This is a genomic window from Siphonobacter sp. SORGH_AS_0500, from assembly GCF_002838835.1.
Taxonomy (GTDB): Bacteria; Bacteroidota; Bacteroidia; order Cytophagales; family Spirosomataceae; genus Siphonobacter.
Map to the genome: position 1 here is coordinate 1 of NZ_NHPP01000008.1, position 18679 is coordinate 18679.

Here is an 18679-nt window from a genome sequence, read left to right on the forward strand (position 1 = left end):
ACAAAAAGTCATCAAAAAGAACCCTTACTGTAGTGAGTCTTTTTTATATAGCTTTTGATGACTAATCGTTCAGATTGTAATGATTAACTTTTTCACCTCGTAAAATAACGGCCAGATCAGCCAGAGGGATATTTTGCCGAATGTACGCGGGCGTTTCCAGATCCGTTTCCCAACCCTGATCGTGGTGATCCAGTTTGGTAATGAATTCCTGAATCATGCGTGCATTCGTAACCGAAGTATCTTCTTCCCGCCAGATTTCTTTTTCCAGCGTCTTTACGTCTTCTTCCAGCGTAGTGGGTTCGGGAAATTCGAAAATGGTTTCCGCTTCCGTCAGGGCTTCACTTTCGGCTTCGGTTGAACCAGCAGTAACGGGATTATTAAAAGAAGCCTGAGGCGTTTTATCCTGTAAGTAACTTCCGTAGCCGTACGAAGGTGAACTATTGGTAATGGGTGTAGTTGGCTTGGCAGAGCTACCCTGCGAGTTACCTGGGTTCGATGGACGTGACGCAGGTTGCTGAATCAAAGGTTCATCAATGGGACGCTGATAAACCGAGTTGCCGGGTAAATCAAAACCTGCCGCAATGATGGTGAAACGCATGGCTTTACCCAGGCTTTCATCAGGGATAGGGCTGATTTTCAGCAGTCGAGCTTTTCCTCCAATTTTATCCTCAATGTACTTCGTAATAGCCTTCTGTTCCATCATCCGCATCGGATTGTCTTTGCTATACGAATGGTAATCAGGATGCGTTTCGCACCTTTGATATCGCGATTATCAAGCAAAGGTGAACTTAATGCTTCTTCTACGCAGGTGACGGCACGATCTTCTCCTTCGGCACTGTACAGACCAATTACGGCTTGTCCGGCACCTTTCAGGATCGTTTTCACGTCATTCATATCGGAGTTGATCTTACCCGACTTGGTAACGATCTCAGAGATACAGCGAGCGGCGTTGGCTAAGACGTCATCGGCTTTTGCGTAGGCGTCGTCAACGGTCATGTCAGGATACAGCTCAAGTAATTTTTCGTTCAGAATAACTACTACCGTATCGCAATACTTTTGCAGTTCACGAATCCCTTCGCGAGCCTGCTCAATTTTATCTTCTCCTTCATCATCAAAAGGAGCCGTAACAATGGCTACTGTCAGGATGTTCAGATCATTGGCAATACGGGCAATAACCGGAGCGGCTCCCGTACCGGTGCCTCCGCCCATACCCGCAGTAATGAATAACATCTCGGTGTTATCTTCGAGTACTTTCCGAATTTCGGCTTCACTTTCTTCTGCTGCTGCCCGACCCTGAGCGGCATCCATACCAGCTCCAATTCCTTTTTGGTTAACCGTTTGATTACCCAATTGAATTTTATAGTCAATAGGACTTTCGTCGAGAGACTGACGGTCAGTATTACAAACAATGAAGTCTACGTCTCCAATATTTTGGTTAAACATGTGGCGGACTGCATTACAGCCACCACCGCCTACACCAAAAACTTTGATGTACGAACGAAAGTGCTTAACGGAGCTAAAGGAATAATTATGGTCAAGAAGCATATTTTAAGGTTGGTTACGTAAAACTGAGTAAGGCAGACTCAGTTTCGTACTAAGTTAGCTTGAGGACTTATAGTAAAAATGAGTATAAGCTTAGGTATAAAGTATAGGTGGGGAAAAAGAGAAACTCAAACGGCTTATAAATGGGCCGTTTGAGTTTTTATTATACTGTTTTGGGTTCCCAGCTATCAGGTCGCTGGCCACCCCTTGATTCAAATTCGTCTCTGAAAATGGCTTTATACCAGGAATTCAGGTCCATTCGTAAACGCCACCATTTCCACTCCTGCTCGTTTTCTGGCTGATCCTGCTCTTTCGAGGGTTCCTGAGGAGCTACGGGTTCAGGCGTTTGGGGTCTGGGTGGATTGGAATAACCGCCACCCCCATTGGAGTACCCACCTCCATTGTTAGTACCGTTACTAGTGGGTTGTGGGCTATGATGCTGGCTCGTAGAATAGGTATGTGGAATATGCTGAACCGGAGGCTGGACAGGACTTGGCACTGACACCAGCGATTCATACAATTCATCACGAGGATCCAGTGAACGGAAGCCTAAGCGAACCAGACCCAGAGCCGTCGCATACGACAGATTATTGGTTGCCTCCGGTTTCTGTTTATTGAAACCCTGATTAGGCCGGCCTACCTGTACGTGCATACCCGTAACTGAGCGGAATACGTCCTGAATACTATCCAGACGTGCACCACCACCCGTTAACACTATACCCGTTTTAATTTTGCGTTCGTAACCTGCGTGGCGAACCACAGCTGCTACGAACGTAGCAATATCTTTTACGCGAGCCTCAATAATGACGGCTACGTTTTTCAGAGATACATTTTTGGGAGGAAGGCTTTCCAGTACATTCGGTACGGCAACAACCTCATTGATGCGAACTTCTTTGTGCGTGGCTGTTCCAAATCGTAACTTCAGATCTTCCGCTACGTTTTCTGAAACGTCACAACCCACTTCAATATCCTTAGTGATGGATTTACCACCAACGGGGAATGAAGCTACGTAACGAACAAGTTCGCCTTGAACAATAACTACGTCGGTTTTACCGGCTCCAATGTCCACCAGAACGGCTCCGTGCTCTTTTTCCTCATCGCTCAGAACGGCCATAGTAGAGGCCAGAGAAGACAGGTAAACGTTTTTAGGAGGAACGTGTAAGCCCGCCCAGTCCAAACTTTTCAGTAAGGTACTGAGGGGTTTTAAGGGCATGGTAATCACCTGAAATTTACCCCGCAGGTGCGTTCCCGTTACCCCAACAATGTGATAATGTTCTTCCGAATCTCCGTCAACGCTGTATTCCTGAGGTAGTACGTGGAGAATGGCCGATCCATCAATTTTAGTACGGCCTACACTACCCAGTAAACGCTGTAAATCGTCATGACGAACCTCATCTCCCTCCGATACGTAATCGCGGGAAATATCGCTGACTTTAGGTATACAGGTAACCTGATGACTGGCTACACTGATGAAATATTGATTGGGAGTAACACCAGCCTGCTCAATAGCCTCGGCTAATGCTTTCTTTATAAACTTACTGACAAAATCAGGGTTAAGGATAGCTCCTTTCGTGACAAGATTTTTGAATTTCTTGTCCTTGAATTCAACCCGACTTACGCCACGCACGTCCAGCTTGTCGTCGTGATCTTTCTGACCGATCACCACGCAGACTTTTGTCGTTCCTACATCAATCCCGCAAACAATCTTTTTCTCCATACGGCACAGCTTTAGGGTTGATTGGTGATAGTATTCATCAACTTAGCCTAACTATTATTGGTATCCATAAAAGGATGTAAATCCGATTATAGTTTAAAGTAATAAAAAAAATCGGGCATTGACTAGTAGAAAGCTTTCCTTATTACTCAGAAATAAGAAAATAGTTGCCTAAAAGACAGCCCACTAAAGTAAAAAAGCTTTCTAAAATTAGTCAAAATAAATTTACTACTAGCAAATATTAGCAAAGCCTTCTAAGGGGTGGCTATTGCGAGGCTGTCTGCTGTTGCCCGCGTGCAGACTACCTGATTTTTATATTTTACGCTTACTCTGGAAAAGCTATTCCAGCCCCGTAAGGGTAAAATATTCCGGAAGAATAAATTTATCTTCTGGAATTTAATGTCTCTCGAACTTGCTGAGCCAAATTCAATGGGCGTATCACCCACTTGCGGCCACATCGTAATTTCACCCTTTTGGTCTACCTCCACCCATTCAATCTGGGCTTTCCACAGAGAATCCTGATCAATGGCTCTGACCAGATTCAGCAGAGCCGTGTCCTGAGGAGCCTGTAAATGATTCTTACGATCAAAATAAGGACCCGAAATTAATAACACACGAGCTGTATATCGCTCCGACAAAGGCATAAAACGACCTTCTTCGTTCAAATACTTATCTAAGCCGTTGTCCGGTAAATCAGGCTGAACCAAGCGGGCAACGGGCCGATGCGTTTCTACGCGTACTTCTAGCCAACCCCGCAGGTTTCGGGAAATCTGGCAGTCTTTTACCAAAGGACTAGATTCTACCCGATTTTCCAGAAAGTTCAGATCAATCTGATCGAACGGTCTTCCTTCCAGCGGCTTTTTGCCTGACTCTGATAATAAATTACGTATATCCTGCTGTGCTAACAAAGGCAATTGCTTCTGCTCATCATTGAACACAATACTAACCTTTTTACAGGATTGGGAAGCATACCATTTTTCGGCGAAAATCACCAGAAGAACCATAACAATGATTCCCAAAACGGCCTTCACCCAGTTTCTTAACCGAAAGATAGAAAACTTCTCCAAGTCCTTAGGGCCTGATTTTCAAAATTTATCGTGCGGTGCAGCGATTAGGCCCTTTCGGGCGTTTGCTGACCTTTATTTCAATGAGAAATAGATCATTTCCCGGCAATCTGACCTTCCAGATAGAATCGTATGGGGTCAATCAGGGTATCTATATCTCCCGCTCCAATCGTTACCAGAATTTCAATCGGAATAGTCTTCAGTACCTCTAAAACATTGTCTTTCTGACAACGAATTTTTTCAGCACTGGAGATCTTTTCAAAGATAATTTCCGAGGTAATTCCAGGAATGGGTAACTCCCGGGCTGGATAAACATCGAGCAATATAACCCGGTCTGCCAGCGATAACGATTCAGCAAAACCTTCCTGAAAATCCCGGGTACGAGTAAATAGGTGTGGCTGGAAAATGGCAGTCACGTTTTTCCCCGGATATAATGCCTTTACTGATTTCAGAAATGCTTCCACTTCCGTAGGGTGGTGGGCATAATCGTCAATATAAACGGCTTCAGGATGTTGTAAATGATATTCAAATCTTCGCTTTACGCCCCGGTACGAATTAATACCCTCCCGAATTTCTTCGGGCGAAAGCCCAGCTTTTAAACAAACGGCAAAAGCCGCTACTGCGTTTTCGGCATTATGAAAACCAGGCACCAGCAGGGCAATGTCTTCACAAATTCCTTCTGGATAAACAATTGAAAACTTGAACCGATTGTCAGCGATTCGACAGTTTTCAACGTGAAAGGCTCCGGCTTCGAAACTGTATGTACGAATCTGAGCCCTGGTTTGATTGCTCAACGACAAACCATTTCTTAAAAATAAAGTCCCTTCGGGCTTAATCTGACTTACAAAATCACCAAAAGACTTTAACACTTCTTCGCCGGAGCCGTAAATATCCAGGTGATCCGCATCCGTTGAGGTAACGATTGCCAGATCGGGGTGGAGTGTTAAAAAACTACGATCAAACTCATCTGCCTCCACCACGCACAAAACGTCACGTAAGTGTTCAGTGGGGTCGTTCAGTAAAAAATTAGTATGGTAATTCTGGGTTATTCCGCCTAAAAAAGCTGCTACATTTCGTCCGCTATGCTTCAGAATATGAGCAACCATAGAAGAAGTGGTCGTTTTTCCGTGCGTTCCCGCTACGGCAATCAGAAACATTTCTTCGGTTAATAGACCCAGTACCTGCGAACGCTTCAGAATGGTAAATCCATGTTCGCGGAAATAGGCCCACTCGCTATGATCCTTAGGAATAGCGGGCGTTAATACTACCAGCGTATCTTCTGAATTTTTATAGGTATCGTCAATTTGCGAAACGTCGTCCGTAAAATGAATGGCAATGCCTTCCTGCTCTAAAGTGGCCGTAAGTCGGGTCGCTGTTTTATCGTAACCCGCTACCTGGTAGCCATTTACATGGAACCACCGGGCGATGGCACTCATTCCAATTCCTCCAATACCGAGGAAGTAAATAGACTTATACGAGCGAATCGGCTTAGACTGGGTCATGTAATGAACTGAAATAACCTTTAAAAGAGACTCTGAGATTTAGTTTTTGTTTACACTAATTTAAAAAAAAACTCAAAGTACTGATTAACAGATAGGTAATAGAATTTATTGAGAAATTAACTTCAAAACTTCCTGAGCGATTTGCCTGGCAGCCTGCGGTTTAGCGAGCGTTTTAATGCGGTGGCTCATGATCTGAAGTTTTTCGGGATTCTTTACGAGCTCCAGCGTTGTGGGAATCAGGGTTTGACGAGCTTCGGAGTCTTTCACCAGAAGACCCGCATTTTCCCGAACCAGAGCTAGAGCATTTTGGGTTTGATGATCTTCAGCGGCAGTTGGTAAGGGAACAAAGATGGCTGGTTTTCCTACCAGACATAACTCTGAAATAGATAACGCCCCTGCTCGTGAAATGACTACACTCGAAGCAGCATAGGCGTAAGGCATCTGGTTGATAAAATCAGAAACCCAGATGCGGTTTGAACCGATAGACTTGACCCGTTGTCGGGCCTGGTCGATGTATAACTTGCCGGTTTGCCAGATAATTTGATACCCTGCCGCGAGTAATTGCTCCAGCCCGGCATCAATGCTCTCATTGATCGTACGGGCTCCCTGGCTGCCGCCAATGATTAATAGCGTAGGAACCTGTGGGGAGAGGCCTGCAAAATACTCCCAAACCTTCGGATCGTCTGAAGAAATACTACCAATATCGCTTCGTACCGGATTTCCCGTCATAACCAGTTTGTCAGCCTGGAAAAACGATTGCATCGAAGGGTAGGCTACACAGATTTTACTGGCTTTTTTGGCCAGAAATTTATTGGTAATCCCTGCGTATGAATTTTGCTCCTGAATCAGGTAAGGGATACCAGCCATACTGGCGGCTAGCAGTAAAGGACCACTGGCATAACCGCCGACCCCAACGGCAGCATTAGGCTTGAAATCCCGGATAATCTGACGTGCAGCCAGAAGGCTTTTCGCTAATTTCAGTGGAAAACCAAGGTTAGCAATCGGATTTGAACGATTGATTCCCGCAATATCCAACCCCACAATCTGGTAACCTGCCTGCGGCACTTTTTCCATTTCCATGCGGCCATTCGCTCCGACAAAAAGAATTTCTGTCGAGGGATCATTCTCCTTTAAAGCGTTGGCAATAGCAATGGCCGGGAAAATATGCCCGCCTGTTCCACCTCCACTGATGATGATGCGTTTTGACACGTCGTTTAGCTGCTAATAATTACTAAAAAAAGACTTATTGATAATAGATAATCGTTCAGCCTCAGTAAAATTCTCACAAAAAAACAACGTGACGCCTGATAAGTCAATAGGAATTAAGCGGCAAGAGCTTCTTTTCCAATGACTTTTGCTGAATTCGCTTCTGCCGCTTCCCGACTAACGCTTAAAATAGCTCCGATGGAGATACCCGTAAAGAGGAGCGAAGAGCCACCCCAACTAATCAGTGGAAGGTTTTGACCCGTTACCGGAATGAGCTGGACGGATACGGCCATGTGTACCAACGCCTGTATGACCAAACTGAAGGCAAGACCCGCCGCCAGAAAATAACCAAAGGCTTGGCCACTTTCAATCTCTGCTTTTTTCAGCTTTCGGAATGCCACGTATCGAACGCTGCGATACAGTAAAAACAGATAAAGTATTAGCGTGAAAACGCCGCCCAGAAAGCCCCATTCTTCAATCAGAATGGCATAAGCAAAATCCGAGTAAGCCTGCGTCATAAAGTTTCTCTGAAGACTGTTACCGAGGCCACGACCTACCCAGCCGCCCGAAGCCACAGCAACCAGACTGTATTCTTCCTGCGAATCAATGCGACGATCTTCGGGAGTCAGACGCTCGGGAGGCCTGATTTTCTGAATCATTTGAGACACCACGTTGGTCGGACGACTAAAACGGCCTTCCCAGGTTGTTCCTCGGGAACCCAACGCATACGCGACACCAAGGGCAATCGCTCCAGCTAGGGTGAGGTAAAATAGGTAACGAAGGGGTACTTGGCCAATGAACATTAATAACCAGCAGGGAGCCATTAATAACAAGGCCGCACTACCGGAGTTCAGGGCCAGTAAAAAACTTAGGAATCCGCTCCAGAAAATGGGGGGGACGAACACCAATGGGTCCCGATAATTTGCCTTTAAACGCTTGGCTAGCATGGAAGCCAGATTCGCAATTAGAGCGAATTTGGCTAAATCGGAAGGCATGAAACCCGAAAAAAACGGAATAGGTAAAGCCCGCTTGGCTCCCCCACTTTCAATGCCCCAGAATTGCACCAGAATTAACAACAGAACGGAGAGATACAGCAAAAATCTGGAAAGGCCGGAATACATACCAAAGGGGAGGCGATGGCAAACCAGAATGATTCCCAAACAAAGGGTTAAACTCCCTAAATGTTTGAATAAGAATGACTCTCGACCGGGAAGGTGTTGAAACGCATAGGTTCCCCGGGCGGAAAAAACGACGATAGTACCAATGGCCAGCAGGGCAAATACAATGTTCCAGATGGCACGGTCACCTTCCAGACGAAAAAAAGCACGGATTCGTTCGAGTGTCATAAGTACTACAGAGGAAGGCTGAATGATGATTTGTTTACAAATGTAAATTATTTACAATTGGAAATAAAAATATAATGTATAAAAAAGCTTCAACCTTGAATTTCACAAGATTGAAGCAAAAATAGGTAGAAATGTTTTAGCCCTTGATTAATACCTGTTCCTGATGGTAAATCTTCGTGTAAGGTTTAATGCTATGGGTTAACCAGACATTACCTCCCACAATGCTATGATGGCCAATCACGGTTTCGCCGCCCAGAATTGTCGCACCGGAATAGATAACTACGTCGTTTTCAACCGTTGGATGGCGTTTTTGGGAAGCCAGTTCTTTACTTACGCTTAACGCTCCAAGGGTAACGCCCTGATATAACTTTACATTTCTGCCGATTACGGTCGTTTCTCCAATCACGATGCCGGTGCCGTGGTCGATGAAAAGATATTCATCAATTTCGGCGGAAGGGTGAATGTCGATACCCGTGCGGGAGTGGGCAAATTCCGTTAATACCCGAGGTAACAGCGGAATATTCAGATCATAAAACGCATGAGCAATGCGATAAAAAGCAACCGCATAGAAGCCAGGATAAGCCCGTACGATTTCGTATTCGCTCGTGGCAGCCGGATCTCCTGAAAGAATCGCTGAAACATCGGTGCGGAGCAAATGATAAATTTCTGGAATCTTCTCGATAAACTGAGCTGACACATTCGACGGAGAATCAGGCAAATGACTGTGCATGGATTGAAGCATATCCGTTAAATCCCTTTCCAGGCGGATGAAAGCTTCTCCCAGTTTATCGACTGAGTGATAATGAATCTTGGTTTGTTCGGGAAACAGTAGCAGAATCAGGCGGGTAACTAAACGGGCTACCGCTGACGTAGGCGGAAACGAATCCGTAGTAGAGTGAATCTTATGCAAAGTTTCCAGAAAGTCGCGGGGTAACATGTAAAGCTCGTTTATACAAGTGTAGCAATCAATAACTTTTGAAATCTATTAGACTATTCTAAAACGCATGAATAGGTTCCTTAGCGTCGGGTTATTTTGTAGATTTTACCTTTTTCATTCGTAACTAATAAATCATGATTGGTTACGAAAACCAGTGCTTCTACCTGACCACGTCCAATTTTCAGACACGAAAGTGGATGTTTAAAATCAATTTTTTTCTCTTCAATCGCAAAGAAAAATACTTTTCCGTAGGTAAGCACTGCGAACGTTTGCTGGTCGGGACTAATATCGGCGGCCGTAATCATTCCATTCAGTCGAATGCTGTCTTTGAGTACTGCCGTATAATCACCCGCCCGGGCGGGTAGGGTATAAAGTTTGGCGGTAGGTTTTCCCCAGTTTTTGGAAAGAGGTACAAGCTGTCGTTGGCAAAGAAAAAGCTTCGCAGTCAAAAGTTTTTTCGGACTTCTGCGGCGGAAAATCCTTTTGGTCAGGGTAATGGTATGTGATTTTTCAGCTTTAGTTGAGGAATGAGAATCGGAGACTTTATAAATGCATAAATCCTTACGCGTGTTGGTATTATTACCCGTATCACCGATGTAAATATTTCCCTGCGGGTCACGACTCAGTTCCTCCCAGTCTTTGTTCTGAAGATCGGGTAGAGCCCAGGTGTAGAGTAAATTACCTACCGAATCTACCTCATAGAGTTCAGGTTTTCCGCCAGAATCATTATGCGTCCAGAATGTGGGTTTACCCGAAGCCGTTGCCAGACCGGAATTTTCATTAGCCACGGCTGGCATATGGCCTACCTGCTCGATGCGATACTGTCGTTTGGCTCGCGAGAATCCATGGCGATGGCGGTCGGGCTGGCAGGAGCAAAGACTCGTTTTTAACCCAAAAAGAAACAAAAACAATTTTGTAAGCATACCTAAAATAAGAGTTCAACCTTTTGAAGTACGAATGTACTATGAATTCAGAATCTACTTTCCCTTATCCGATTCGATTAGCCGCTAGTCTAATTTGCGTCTTACTGATTATCTACGGGTTATACGCCCTGCAAGGCATCGTTACGCTGATGCTGTATTCGCTGCTACTGGCGATGTTACTCTTTCCCTTATGCCGTAAGCTGGAAAGCTGGAAACTGCCACGGGTCGCGGCCATTTTCGTTTGTCTAGTGGTACTGATCGGTGTACTGGCCGGAATCGTCTGGCTGGTTTCCATGCAGATGGCTAATTTCACGGACGATTTCCCCAAGTTTCAGGATAAAATGAATGCGGTGATTGATCGGGCTCAACGCATGGCTGACGATCAGTTTGGACTGGATAAAACGCGTCAGAATAACGAAATCAAACGGATTACGAATGACGTCTTGCACAACAGCGGAAGCTACATCGGTACGTTTCTATCTTCAACGACTTCAACCCTGGCCGATTTATCACTCGTTCCCATTTTCGTTTTCTTTATTCTTTTATACCGCGATTTCTTCCGAAGCTTTCTCTATAAGCTTTTTTCCAAAACCCGTCGCCATCGTCTGGATGATGTCCTGGGAAAAATTTATGTGGTGGTGCAGGGCTATCTAACGGGTTTGGTACTGGTAATTGGCATCGTCGCAGGATTGAATACGGCTGGGTTACTAATTCTCGGCATTGACTACGCCTGGTTCTTTGGAACGTTAGCAGCGGTGCTATTATTAATTCCGTATATCGGTATTTTGGTAGGCTCATTACTACCCACCATTTATGCCCTGGTCACCAAGGATTCTCCCATGTATGCCGTTGGTGTTATTGGGGTCTTTAGCTTCGTGCAAATTCTGGAAGGGAACTTCATTACACCCAACGTAGTCGGTTCGAAGGTAAGCGTTAATCCGCTGGCAGCGATGGTCGTATTGATTATGGGGGGGCAGTTATGGGGAATTTCAGGACTGGTGTTAGCCTTGCCGGTAACGGCTATTATGAAGGTCATTTGTGATCACGTAGACGGGCTGAAACCTTACGGTTTTCTGCTAGGAGACCCAGAATACAGCCGCGAATTAAAACCAACGACCCGGTTACCCAAACTAGACAGTTTGCGAAAACGAAAAGACAAAGTAGAAAAAGCTCTGGCTAACGAAGAGCAACCTCAAAATCAGGAAGATACTAGAAATTAAGCGGATCAAAATTTTTAAAATGGCCGTTCAGCCGGATGCGTTCTTTGGTTCGTTCCAGTTCGTCCATAATCGGCATAATGCGGTTTAAATGCCGAAGAATGAATTCCTGACGGGCTACTTCCGAAGGTATTTGAATAAGCTGGTATTCTTCGGCAATGGACAATCCGATTTTGTGACCAATTTGAAAAGAAAAATTGAGCGGAAGCTGATCGAACTCAAAGGAAAGTTGCAGGTGATGGTATAATTCCCTCAGGCGTTCAACCAGGCCGGGAAGGATAACGTGGTTGGGCATGGCCTGCAAAAACTCAACTTCGCCGCCTGCGTACAGTTTGTCCTGAACCGGATTTTGAAACGTAGTAATTCTGAAAACGTCAAGTCCCTGCGTTTGAATGTCCATCCGGCCATCGTCGTATTGCTTTACCAGTTGAACGATTTGGATTGAAGTGCCATAATGCATCACATGATTCGGCAGATAAACCGGAATTCCGAAGGGCTGATTCGAAGCGAGGCATTCGCTAATGAGCTGAATATATCTTGGCTCAAAAATGTGCAGATTTAACGCTTCGCCCGGAAAAGCGACCAGATTCAGGGGAAATAACGGAAGGAAAGGCATAGGTTCAGGGTACGGGGCTTGGGTGGACAAAGGAAGTGAACCTTTCCTGACTTTTCAGGGATTGGTTTCTACGGTAAGTCCCACATTCTGAATTTCAGGCAGTGGATCCTGACGCATGTACTGTTCTACCTTAAACGTGTACGAACCCGCTTTGGGGAAACGTAAGTTTTTGATAGCTAAAAACTTATGGTCATAAATATCTCCTAATCCGTTTCCGGTCGGTTTGCCCGTCGTCGGATTTGCCAGTATTAACTCATCCAGATTACGTTCAATCGTTTTTCCATCAGGCCCCGTCAGTGTACGGGTAACGTAAAGGTTGTAATAGGGGTAGGATTTTGTATTACGAAGGTTATAATACAGGTTATAAGTCTTCGTAGTATCCTTAATTTCAAACGTAAAGCTAGGAACCGTCTTAATGGGCCATTTCGCGTCCTGTAAATCAATATTATCCTTGAAAACGGCATTCGTTTCACAGGCAGTCAAGGAGACCAGAGCGAGAAAAAAGAGAAAGATTCGCATAAGAATGAAAGTCCCGGAGACGATTCATCTCCGGGAGCAAAATCATTTTTGAGAACGTCCCTGATTGGAGTTACCTCCGCCACCAGAACGCTTTTTCTTATTTTTAGGAGCAGGACGATTCTGTGCCTGGAATTTCTTATCCATCCGCACCAGATCGCTATTAATGCCCGAGGATTTGGGTTCGGCCACTGGTATTAATTCCAGTTCTTCAAAATTGGCTGGAATAATTCCACGGTTATTCAAAGCTACAATTTTCATTACCTGCGGAATGGCAACCGGATACCAGTTGTCATCGCCCCGGAAGCTAAACCACATGATCTTACGGAAAATATCCGTTTTAATCAGATTGGCTTCGCCTTTCTGAACTCTCAACGGCGTTTCCAGCGTAGGAATATCCCGCAGAGCGTCGATGTAGGTCTCCAGCTCATAGTTGAGACAACATTTTAACCGTCCGCACTGACCGGAAAGTTTAACTGGATTGAGCGAAAGGTTCTGATAACGAGCAGCTGAGGTAGTTACGTTTTTAAAATCCGTCAACCATGTAGAGCAGCAGAGTTCCCGACCACAAACGCCAATACCACCGATACGAGCGGCTTCCTGACGCAGACTGATCTGCTTCATTTCAATCCGCACCTTGAACTCACTAGCCAGAACTTTAATAAGCTCCCGAAAGTCTACGCGTTCATCCGAAGAGTAATAAAACGTAGCTTTCGTTCCGTCAGCCTGAAACTCCACATCCGATAACTTCATGTTGAGTTTCAGCTCTTTCACAATCTCGCGGGCCCGGTACATCGTAGGCAAATCACGAGCAACACTCTGCTCATGTTTTTCGATATCCTTTGGGGTAGCCTTGCGGTACACCTGACGAATCTCGGGGTCTTTAATGCCTCGTTTGACAATCTGTAAACGAACCAGCTCGCCCTGAAGCGAAACAAAACCCAGGTGATGACCGCTTTGCATTTCAACTACTACCGGATCGCCCGTGTAGAGTTCAACCTGAGCCGTATTACGGAAATATTCCTTCCGACCCCCTTTGAACTTCACTTCAACCAGGTTACTCCGTTGATTCATTGGCAAACCTAAGCCCGGAGCTTCCATATCCGACAGCCAGTCGAATACGTTCATTTTATTACAGCCACCCGTTCCACAGGCTCCATTGTTTTGACAACCTGATACGGAAGTGGCATCTTTATTCCCCTTGGTACGGATGCTTCCACAGCCACCCGTTCCACATGATGCACATCCCATTTTTGTATGTAGAATTTTTGAATGATAGAAAGTTTGAACGCGACTCCCGAGAGAGCTTTCATTCATTCAGGTATTCTACCATCCAAAATTATAAAAGATCGAGGCCGATGTCCCGTCGGAAGTACTTGCCTTCGTATTGAACTGCAGCCGCCGCCATTTGCGAACGCTGGCGGGCTTCAGCAATGGACGTGCCCAGAGCCGTAACGGCCAGTACACGACCACCATTAGTTACTACCGCACCCGTTTCGGAATGCTTGGTTCCGGCGTGGAAAATAGTAGTATAATTTTGTTTTTCAGGTACTTGGATAATGTCACCCTTTCCATATTCACCCGGGTAACCACCCGCTACAACAACGGTAGTAACGGCTGTTTGTTGGAATGACGGCGAAGTTTACATATTTCAATTTGCCTTCTGCAGCGGCTTTTAAAATCACCAGCAGATCTGAATCAATCCGGGGTAACACTACTTCCGTTTCCGGATCGCCCATGCGGCAGTTATACTCAATGACGTAAGGGTCTCCATTAACGTTCATCAGACCAATAAAAATAAAACCAACGTAACGAATCCCTTCCGCTTTCAGTCCAGCCATAGTAGGACGAACGATTCGTTCCTCTACTTTTTTCTGGAAAGCATCGTCTGAGAAAGGTACTGGAGAAACGGCCCCCATGCCTCCAGTATTAGGGCCTGTGTCGCCTTCACCAATGCGTTTATAATCTTTGGCCTCGGGCAGAATATGGTAATGTTCGCCATCGGTCAACACGAATACCGACAACTCGATTCCGTGCAGGTATTCTTCGATTACTACTTTGTGAGAAGCGTCACCAAACTTGGCTTCCACGAGCATCTCGCGGAGCGTAGTCTGAGCTTCTGCTACGTCAGCAGCAATGATAACGCCTTTGCCAGCAGCTAAGCCATCGGCTTTCAGAACCAGCGGAAACTGTTGTTGGGTGATATAGTCTAGCCCTTCTTCCAGCGTTTCTTTCACGAAAGTCCGTGAAGCTGCCGTTGGAATCTGGTTCTTAACCATGAAGTTTTTAGAAAAATCTTTCGATCCTTCTAATTGAGCCCCTTTACTATCAGGACCCAGTACTAACACTTTTTTGAGGTCTTCACGACTCTCAAAATAATCACGGATGCCCCGAACCAGCGGTTCTTCGGGACCCACAATCACCAGTGAGATATTGTTTTCGAGGACAGCAGCAGCAATGGCTTCAAAGTCATTGACACCGATGGATAAATTGGTTGCTAATTGAGCCGTCCCGGCGTTTCCGGGAGCGACAAATAACTTTTGACACAAAGGACTCTGGGCGATTTTCCAGGCAAAAGCGTGCTCGCGGCCGCCAGATCCTACGATGAGAATGTTCATCGGATAATTTTATTGCTGCTGTTGTTAATAACTTAGACCGAAGCCCAACTCATCAGAAGCGTTAACGTAAATATGTAAAAATGAACAGAAAACAAGATCAGATTAATGACCTAACTCGCTGTGGAATTTGATACGCATCAACCGAAGTTCTTCTTCTGAATATTCGCCGCTTAACTCTTGTAAGGCTACACTCATCGAATCGGTTTCGGCACTCATGAAGTACTCATAAATCTCATCCTGACGATCATCATCCATTAACTGATTAATGTAATAATCCAGATTGAGCTTCGTACCTGAATAACAGATGTGCTCGATTTCCTCAATCAGCTCCGTCATGCCGAGGTCTTTAGCCTCTGCAATTTCTTCCAGATTGATTTTTCGGTCAATTTGCTGAATAATGAAAATCTTAACTTTCGACTTGTTCGTGGTAGTCTTTACTACTACTTCGGTTGCCGTTTCGATTTCATTTTCTTCAACGTATCGGGTAATGACTTCAATGAATTGCTTTCCAAATTTGACGGCCTTACCCATGCCTACGCCCGTAATCTGAGCTAACTCCTGAACGGTAGAAGGATAGGTAGTGGCCATTTCCTCCATCGAAGGATCCTGGAAAATTACATACGGAGGAATGTTCTTTTCCTTGGCAATCTTCTTTCGAAGATTTTTAAGCATCTCAAAAAGAGCTTCGTCGTAAGCTTTCGCATTCGAGCTAATCTCTTCCTTGTCGTCTTCTTTCTCTTCGGGCTGATGGGTGTAATCGTGATCTTTCGATAAAGAAACGACATAGGGAGCTTCCAGGAACTGAATCGCTTTTTCGCTGATTTTCAGAGTTCCGTAATTCTCGATGTCTTTATCCAGAAAACCTAAAATCGTCAGTTGCTTGATAATCGAATGCCAGAACTCGGGCGTTTGCAGGCCGTCGTCTTTTTTATCCGTAGCCTTCGTTTTTGCTTTTACGATTACGTTACCGTCTTCGTCTTCTTCTTCGGCATCATCATCGTCCTGATCGTTCTCGTAACCCAGCTTGTATTTGCCTTTGCCGAAAACGTCCAGCTTATTATGGCCGTGGCTAACGACGTAAGGATTTTCAACGCCTAGTAATATATCCGCAATGTGGTTACAGTCGAATCGACTCCCCGTCAGTTGAACGGCCTTCAGAATCCATTCCACCTCATCCTGCATTTTGAATTTCGGCGTAGGTTTCAGGCAGTTATCGCAGAAACCGCAATCTTTTGGGAAGTATTCACCAAAATAACCCAGTAACTGACGACGGCGGCAGAGCCCGATGTTTGAGTAACTCACCATCTCCATTAACAGAGCTTTGGCGTTATCTCGTTCCGTAACGGGTTTGTCTTTGTTGAATTTATCCAGCTTGACGATATCGTCGTAGCTATAGAACATCACGCAGTTACCCTCCAGTCCGTCGCGACCAGCCCGACCCGTTTCCTGGTAATAGCCTTCGAGGGATTTAGGAGCGTCGTAGTGAAGAACAAACCGAACGTCTGGCTTGTCAATGCCCATGCCGAAAGCAATCGTTGCGACAATGACTTCCGCTTCTTCGTTCAAAAAGGCATCCTGGTTACCCATCCGCGTGTGCGGATCGAGTCCGGCATGATAGGGCAGGGCTTTTACGCCGTTTACGTTCAGTAACTCCGCAATTTCTTCAACTGTCTTCCGGCTCAGGCAATAAATAATACCCGATTTCCCAGCCTGACTCTTGATGTATTTAATCAATTGCTTGTTAACATCCTTCGTCTTCGGGCGGATTTCGTAGTATAAGTTTTTCCGGTTAAAAGAAGACTTAAAAACGCAGGCATCCTCCATTTGCAGGTTCTTGATAACATCCTGCTGAACTTTGGGCGTTGCCGTAGCGGTCAAAGCAATGAGTGGTAATTCCGGGTTTATCGTCTCAACGATGTGCCGAATCCGGCGATATTCAGGTCGGAAATCATGCCCCCACTCCGAGATACAGTGAGCTTCATCAATGGCGACAAAGGAAATATTAGCTTTCTGTAAAAAAGCCAAGTTTTCTTCCTTCGTCAGCGATTCAGGAGCTACGTATAGAAGTTTTATTTCGCCATTCAGTACATCCTTTTTGACTTGGGTCATTTCAGATTTACTGAGCGTAGAATTTAGAAATTGAGCATTTACCCCCACCGCATTAAGCTGATCGACCTGATTTTTCATCAAAGCAATCAATGGAGAGATAATAACCGCAGTTCCTTCACTAACGACGGCTGGTAGCTGGTAACACATGGACTTACCAGCCCCGGTAGGCATAATAACGAAGGTATGGTTTCCTGCCAGGAGATTACAAATAATGTCTTCCTGCTCACCCCGGAACTGTGAGAAGCCGAAAACCTCTTTCAACTTCGTCTTGAGGGTTTCCTTCAACGACGCATCAACGAGCATGGCCATTCGTACTTTTCTTCAACATCAATTGATGGTTAGATGCTATTAAGGGGAAATATATCCTGACGCTATACGTCGGGAATCAGAATTGAAATTAATAAAAAAACTCTGGACAGACCCAAAATCTTTTTCTATTAGGAAAGAAAATGAGGCAGTAAAGCCTTACGCCTCGTCAGTAATTGACTTACTAGCGAAGACGTTCGAAGGCATCTTTCACTTTTCTTTCATCAATTCGGATGAAGCGATTGGCTGCTACATTGGCAAGAAGAGCCACAGCAATGGCAAAAAAGCCTATTTTAAAGCTACCGGGCGTTTCAGGATTAAATAAGCCATTTGCTTTAATGTGAGATTCGTATGTAGAAAGACCCAGCAGGGCAATCATTACCAATGTATTTACCAGATTCAAGAGCATTTGCCGAACGCGGTTCGTAAACTGAACCAGCGAAAACAAAGCCAGACCCGCCGCAAGAATGGCTAAAGCCGCTAGATACCACTTGGATTCTTCTACAACCTGACTTGCTGCGTTGGTATAAGTTAGAGAAAAAGCACTTAAAGTAGCGGACTGTCCTCCGACGGTTTTTTCCCAAACGGGAAAACCAAGAAACAGACCCATAGAAACAATAATCAGAGCTAGAAATAAAGTTTGGGGACGCTGAAGCATATACTTTTCAAATGGGAGTTATTAAACATCGATAAAGGATCATCACAAAAACCTCCCAACTCGCTTAGATGATGAGTGTGTAAAGTTAAATGGAGAATTAATGAAATGACTAGTATCAAAGTTAAATAGATTTTTTAAAAATATTTTCAAGAAATAAGTTATTGATTTTTAGATATTTATTGGCTTGAGAAATAACTTGAGTAAAAAAAACCGTAACTTTTTTTACTTCTACTCTTGACAAACCCCTTTTTTCGAGCGTACATTTGCATTCCCAAACGACGGGTAACACAGTAAAAATAATAACAAGCGAAAGTAGCTCAGCTGGTAGAGCGCGACCTTGCCAAGGTCGAGGTCGCGGGTTCGAACCCCGTCTTTCGCTCAGCATAAAGGCTCCGCAGGTCGGAG

The 18679-nt window shown here is 45.0% G+C and carries 15 protein-coding genes, 1 tRNA gene and 1 pseudogene; 2 read left to right on the top strand and 15 right to left on the bottom strand.

Annotated elements, in window-relative coordinates:
• Positions 1-61: 61 nt before the first annotated feature.
• The 9 genes from BWI96_RS10815 to BWI96_RS10855 all read right to left on the bottom strand — a co-directional run bounded on the left by BWI96_RS10815 (position 62) and on the right by BWI96_RS10855 (position 10234).
• Complete coding sequence (locus BWI96_RS10815; RefSeq protein ID WP_106636663.1) at positions 62-703, bottom strand: hypothetical protein; 642 nt, start codon at positions 701-703, stop codon at positions 62-64.
• On the bottom strand, positions 700-1545 hold the full coding sequence (ftsZ, locus tag BWI96_RS10820) for a cell division protein FtsZ (protein WP_106636664.1): 846 nt from the start codon (positions 1543-1545) through the stop codon (positions 700-702). The genes BWI96_RS10815 and ftsZ overlap by 4 nt, the downstream gene beginning before the upstream one ends.
• A gap of 160 nt (positions 1546-1705) precedes the next feature.
• Positions 1706-3259 carry a cell division protein FtsA gene (ftsA, locus tag BWI96_RS10825; RefSeq protein ID WP_106636665.1) on the bottom strand — a complete coding sequence of 518 codons (1554 nt, stop codon included), beginning with the start codon at positions 3257-3259 and terminating at the stop codon, positions 1706-1708.
• A 251-nt stretch (positions 3260-3510) separates the two neighbouring features.
• On the bottom strand, positions 3511-4323 hold the full coding sequence (locus tag BWI96_RS10830; RefSeq protein ID WP_106636666.1) for a cell division protein FtsQ/DivIB: 813 nt from the start codon (positions 4321-4323) through the stop codon (positions 3511-3513).
• A gap of 92 nt (positions 4324-4415) precedes the next feature.
• Positions 4416-5822 (bottom strand): UDP-N-acetylmuramate--L-alanine ligase, encoded by a 1407-nt coding sequence (murC, locus tag BWI96_RS10835; protein WP_106636667.1) that lies wholly within the window; start codon positions 5820-5822, stop codon positions 4416-4418.
• Positions 5823-5927: 105 nt separating this feature from the next.
• Positions 5928-7031: an undecaprenyldiphospho-muramoylpentapeptide beta-N-acetylglucosaminyltransferase gene (murG, locus tag BWI96_RS10840; protein WP_106636668.1), complete on the bottom strand. Its 1104-nt coding sequence runs from the start codon at positions 7029-7031 to the stop codon at positions 5928-5930.
• Between the two features lie 113 nt (positions 7032-7144).
• A complete protein-coding gene (locus BWI96_RS10845) occupies positions 7145-8374 on the bottom strand; it encodes an FtsW/RodA/SpoVE family cell cycle protein (RefSeq protein WP_106636669.1) in 1230 nt (409 codons plus the stop codon).
• A 136-nt stretch (positions 8375-8510) separates the two neighbouring features.
• Complete coding sequence (locus BWI96_RS10850) at positions 8511-9311, bottom strand: serine O-acetyltransferase (RefSeq protein WP_106636670.1); 801 nt, start codon at positions 9309-9311, stop codon at positions 8511-8513.
• A gap of 80 nt (positions 9312-9391) precedes the next feature.
• Positions 9392-10234, bottom strand: a complete 843-nt coding sequence (locus tag BWI96_RS10855; RefSeq protein ID WP_157830318.1) for a hypothetical protein — start codon at positions 10232-10234, stop codon at positions 9392-9394.
• Positions 10235-10275: 41 nt separating this feature from the next.
• On the opposite strand from BWI96_RS10855, the gene BWI96_RS10860 reads away from it, so the two are divergent.
• Positions 10276-11454 carry an AI-2E family transporter gene (locus BWI96_RS10860; protein ID WP_106636672.1) on the top strand — a complete coding sequence of 393 codons (1179 nt, stop codon included), beginning with the start codon at positions 10276-10278 and terminating at the stop codon, positions 11452-11454.
• Here BWI96_RS10860 and BWI96_RS10865 read toward each other — a convergent pair.
• The 6 genes and pseudogenes from BWI96_RS10865 to BWI96_RS10890 all read right to left on the bottom strand — a co-directional run bounded on the left by BWI96_RS10865 (position 11444) and on the right by BWI96_RS10890 (position 18274).
• Positions 11444-12067: an LON peptidase substrate-binding domain-containing protein gene (locus BWI96_RS10865; RefSeq protein WP_106636673.1), complete on the bottom strand. Its 624-nt coding sequence runs from the start codon at positions 12065-12067 to the stop codon at positions 11444-11446. The two genes, BWI96_RS10860 and BWI96_RS10865, sit on opposite strands and share 11 nt — an antisense overlap.
• Positions 12068-12121: 54 nt before the next feature.
• Positions 12122-12586 carry a gliding motility lipoprotein GldH gene (locus BWI96_RS10870; RefSeq protein WP_106636674.1) on the bottom strand — a complete coding sequence of 155 codons (465 nt, stop codon included), beginning with the start codon at positions 12584-12586 and terminating at the stop codon, positions 12122-12124.
• Positions 12587-12628: 42 nt separating this feature from the next.
• Positions 12629-13834: a regulatory iron-sulfur-containing complex subunit RicT gene (locus BWI96_RS10875; RefSeq protein ID WP_106636675.1), complete on the bottom strand. Its 1206-nt coding sequence runs from the start codon at positions 13832-13834 to the stop codon at positions 12629-12631.
• 88 nt (positions 13835-13922) lie between these two features.
• Positions 13923-15201 (bottom strand): annotated as a pseudogene (gene purD, locus BWI96_RS10880) (phosphoribosylamine--glycine ligase).
• Positions 15202-15303: 102 nt separating this feature from the next.
• Positions 15304-17613, bottom strand: a complete 2310-nt coding sequence (locus BWI96_RS10885; RefSeq protein WP_106636880.1) for a RecQ family ATP-dependent DNA helicase — start codon at positions 17611-17613, stop codon at positions 15304-15306.
• A 187-nt stretch (positions 17614-17800) separates the two neighbouring features.
• A complete protein-coding gene (locus BWI96_RS10890; protein ID WP_106636676.1) occupies positions 17801-18274 on the bottom strand; it encodes a DUF4293 family protein in 474 nt (157 codons plus the stop codon).
• A gap of 306 nt (positions 18275-18580) precedes the next feature.
• Here BWI96_RS10890 and BWI96_RS10895 point away from each other — a divergent pair.
• Positions 18581-18653: transfer RNA gene (locus BWI96_RS10895), tRNA-Gly, on the top strand.
• The last annotated feature ends 26 nt before the right edge of the window (positions 18654-18679 follow it).